Origin of the sequence: Methanoculleus sp. UBA413 (assembly GCF_002502935.1) — an archaeon.
GTDB classification, from domain to species: domain Archaea; phylum Halobacteriota; class Methanomicrobia; order Methanomicrobiales; family Methanoculleaceae; genus Methanoculleus; species Methanoculleus bourgensis.
Window position 1 is genome coordinate 3,786 of sequence record NZ_DAQR01000137.1, and the last position, 4,257, is coordinate 8,042.

A 4,257-nucleotide genomic window follows, 5' to 3' on the forward strand; every position below is an offset into this window, starting at 1 on the left:
GAGGGGCTGCTCTGCGATGCAGACCTCGTCTTCATCACCGCCGGTATGGGTGGAGGTACCGGTACAGGAACGGCCCCGGTTGTCGCACAGATTGCCAAGGAGCAGGGGGCAATCGTCGTCGGTATGGTCAGTTATCCCTTCCAGGTCGAGAAAGCGCGGCTTCTTCGTGCGGAAGAGGGGCTTGAAGCGCTCTCGGCCGCCGCCGACTCGGTCATCGTGCTCGACAACAACCGGCTCATCAAATATGTGCCGAACCTGCCGCTCGGCCAGGCGTTCTCGGTCATGGACCAGCTCATCGCAGAGACTGTCAAGGGCATCAGCGAGACGATCACAGAACCATCACTCATCAATATCGACTACGCAGACGTACGGGCCATCATGAGCAAGGGCGGCGTTGCCGTGATGCTCGTCGGGGAGAGCAAGCAGCAGAACAAGGCAGAGAGCGTCGTCCATGAGTGCCTGAACCATCCCCTGCTGGACATCGACTACCGTGGAGCAACCGGGAGCCTTATTCACATCACGGGCGGGAACGACCTGACCCTCCAGGATGCCGAGGAGATCGCAAGCTCTCTGACCTACGAACTCGATCCCCACGCAGACGTCATCTGGGGAGCGCGGGTGAACAGCGATTACGAAGGCAGAGTTCGCGTCATGGCGGTCATGACCGGCGTTAAAAGTGCACAGATCCTGGGAAGCCAGCGTGCCTATGAACCGGCGACACAACGGTCCAGCGTATCCTCCGGCAGGCGCAGCATGGCGAGGGACGCCCCGAGTGGGCATCTCATTGACTTCCTCTGAATCCCCCAATCCCCCCTCTTCCCATACTTTCTTCCAGATCCCCTTCCGGCAGTCTGCCCTCCGGTTCTTCGAAACCTTCTCGAGGCGTAGCGAGAGATTGCACGCATGGAAACGTCCCGGTTTTGAGAATTGGTGATCCCTGCTCTGTTCCGTCGTGCCCCTGACCCGGCCCTCAAGGTGAGAGCGGCTAACCCCCCGATCCCCCGGCACGATTGGACACTCCAATCCACCACTCCATCGGCGAGCCTGTCTTCATCTGTGAGGCGTGAGACTATGCCTCATGAGCACTCCATCCTCCTACGCCTCTGCCCCCGCCGGGGCCCTGAAAAGAGATCTACCTCTGCGGGGCTCGTCGGCGGCATTGAGCGGGAGGGCTCCCTCCGCAAGGGGGGAGGTGGGAACGGCGCCCCTTCTTCACGTTCATGCCGCACGGCCCTTCTTTATGCCGGCGGAGGGTCAACATGATTCTATCGTATGCTGCGGAGGTACCGGTACCGGCTGTATCCGACCGAGGATCAGAGGACCCCGATCGCCCAGCACCCTGGGTGCTGCCAGTTTGTGTACAACTGGGCTCTCAACCGCAAGAACACGGCATACCACGACGAGGGCATCAGTCTCTCCAAGTACGACCTCATGAACCAGCTTCCGGCGCTCAAAGAGGAGTTGCCGTGGCTGAAGGACCGGGAATGGACGTGCCCGGACTGCGGGACGACCCACGACCGGGACCTGAACGCCGCGACCAACATCAAACAATTCACACTTGCAGGCGATGGATCAGCGCCGTCGAGCCTGTGGACTCGCTCCCGGTGGGGAGGGGATGAAACAGGAAGCCCGCTCGCGCAAGTGGGGGGTAGTTCACGAAATACTTAATAGTATAGATGACATTAAAATTATAGACGTTCTTGTATAATCCCTCCAGCACGGGGTGTATTGTGCAGGGCGCAGAACCTGCGGGTCTGCGGTTGCCATAGTACCGGGGTTGAACACATGAGCAGACTGATGAATAACGGCCTCGTTCGCGAGTCCGGCAAGTGTCTTTTCTTGTGGTGTAGCCGCTGCGTAAGCCCCAGGTATCCCTGCAGGCGCATGGGAGCAGTCTCGCTGGCGGGGGATATGAGACAGGTACCGAATGTCGAGGATTGGTAGAGAATGCTGAATGATTTGATTGAGAAGAGAAAAAAAGTCCTTGCGGAGTCTGAACAGCACAAAGACAGGCGCAACGAGTTAAACGCGCTCGCCAGCAAGAATGCCCGTGAACGCAACGCGCTGAATGCACAGACCCGCGAATTTGTCGAGGAGGCGCAGCAGCATAAAGAGCAGCGGGATCAGATCAACGAAGAAGTCCAGGCGCTGAAAGACCAGAGGAACGAGTACAACGAGAAGGCGAACGTGCTCTTTGAAGATATCGAGGCCTTCAAGAGGGAGCACGGCAACCTCAGGAACCGGGGCATCAAGGAACTGCAGAAGCAGATTGAACACCTTGAGTTCAAGCAGCAGACCGAGGTCTACAGCACCGATAAGGAGCGCGAACTGATCGAGAAGATCAAGCACCTGAAGGCGTCGGTCAAGGACCAGGAGGCAGAGCTCGAACAGAACAAGGAGATGCGGACGAAGCTCGCCGAAGCCCGGGAATACCGCAGGCAGGCCTCCGAGATCCACAAAGGGGTCACCGAGAAGGCTGAGGTTGCCCAGCAGCACCACGACCTGATGGTGGAGTCGTACCGGAAGGCCGACAAATCCCGTGAGGAAGCGGACGCGGCCCACCAGCGGTTTGTTGAAGCTCAGGAAGCGGCAGATGAGGAGCACAAACAGTTCATCGCCTGCCAGAAGGAACTCCGTGATTACGATAAGGTGATCTCGGGCCTGCGCAAGAAGACCCGGAAGACCAGGGTCACCAAGGAGCAGAAGGCCGTCCGGAAAGAGGCGGAGCGGATCTTCGAGCAGTTCCGGGGCGGAGAGAAACTTACCACCGACGACCTGCTCCTGCTTCAGCGTGCTAAACTCATCTAATACTTTTTTCCACCTTCGCTGCAAATAATTTAATAGGTTCGAAGAGATGTTCTATTGAATGGTAAAAGAGCGGACGCTCGTCCTCTGTGTCGATCGCGATGATGATCTCGGGTTCAAGGCCCGGATTGATGGCCCCATCGTAGGTAGAGAGGCATGCCTCCATGCGGCAACCTCCCTCGGCCTGATCGACCCTGAAGACTCTGATGTTAACGCGATCTTCGAGACGGTCAAACTCTATGACGAGCTTGCCGAACGGGGTGAAGAAGTTGCCGTCGCCGTCATCTGCGGCAACCACATGAACCTGCTCGAGGGAGACCGGCGGATAGCGTCCAGCCTCGATGCGATTCTCATGGAGACAGGTTCGAATACCTGCATCCTGGTGACGGACGGTGCCGAGGATGAGTACGTTCTTCCGATCATCCAGTCGAGGGTGCCGGTCAGCAGCGTGCGGAGGGTTGTGGTCAACCAGATGCCGAACCTTGAGGGGACTTACTACATCCTCAAACGGCTCCTCGATGACCCGAAGGTCTCAAAACTGGTGCTTGTACCGCTCGGTCTTGCCATGCTCCTCTATGCAGCCGGTTACCTGCTGGGATACCCGGAGGGTGCAACCATCGTCGTCGTCGGCGTCATCGGCACCTACCTGCTCTTCAAGGGCATGGGGATCGACGAGATCTTCGGGTATTTTGTCTCGTCACTGAAGGCGTCGCTACATGGCGGCAGGTTCACCTTTGTCTCGTATATCACCGCAATACTGCTTGGTATCGTCGGGATCATCCTCGGGCTCATAAGCCTCCTTGATTATTATACGGCTTCCGGCATCTTCTTCCAGATCCTGGCGTTCATCTACGGCGCCATCGCCTGGTTTACCGCCGCTGGCCTCGTTGCATCGGTGGGAAAGATCATCGATGTCTTCCTCAACGAGCGGGAGGCGATCAGGAGAGTTGTTGCCCTGCCGTTCTTCGTGCTGGCGATAGGGGTCATCGCTTATGGAGCAAGCATCTACATCCTCTCGATCAGCGAGATCCCAAGGTTTCCCATCGCGGATGATGCCGGCGTGAAGTATATCATCTTCACCACGATCGGAGGTCTCTTCTGCGCCTTCTTCGGTGTCTACCTCCAGTCGCTCCTGGGCAGGTGGGGAGATGAGCGCGAACCGGTGCCGGTGAAGAGAGGGGCGTGAGGCGGGAGCGGTTGGTCCCGGCCCTCCAGGAAGTACTGTACACCGTGGCGAAAGGCTGAACTGGCAAAAAACTGGGGTGCCGGGTGCAAGAGTAGACCCAGATCTGGTTTTTCCCGGACAGGGTGTAAAAAAGGGTCAATACTCTCCTCCGTTGAGAGAGCCGGTAATTGAGAATCGTTGCACTAGTGGACCGTTTCACCTTATGTTGCGGGTCCTGATGCGGGGCGAGCGATCGCCACCTCACGCGAAGACGCGAAGAACGCGAA

General features: G+C 57.9%; 4 protein-coding genes. All 4 read left to right on the forward strand.

Annotation, left to right across the window (positions count from 1 at the left end):
• The coding region (ftsZ, locus tag BP858_RS11875) for a cell division protein FtsZ (protein WP_286879555.1) at nt 1–798 on the forward strand (798 nt) is incomplete at its 5' end.
• 474 nt (nt 799–1,272) lie between these two features.
• Complete coding sequence (locus tag BP858_RS11880; RefSeq protein ID WP_286879556.1) at nt 1,273–1,668, forward strand: helix-turn-helix domain-containing protein; 396 nt, start codon at nt 1,273–1,275, stop codon at nt 1,666–1,668.
• Between the two features lie 279 nt (nt 1,669–1,947).
• Nucleotides 1,948–2,808, forward strand: a complete 861-nt coding sequence (locus BP858_RS11885; RefSeq protein WP_214166741.1) for a coiled-coil protein — start codon at nt 1,948–1,950, stop codon at nt 2,806–2,808.
• A gap of 58 nt (nt 2,809–2,866) precedes the next feature.
• A complete protein-coding gene (locus BP858_RS11890) occupies nt 2,867–3,991 on the forward strand; it encodes a DUF373 family protein (RefSeq protein ID WP_062265420.1) in 1,125 nt (374 codons plus the stop codon).
• Nucleotides 3,992–4,257 lie beyond the last annotated feature (266 nt).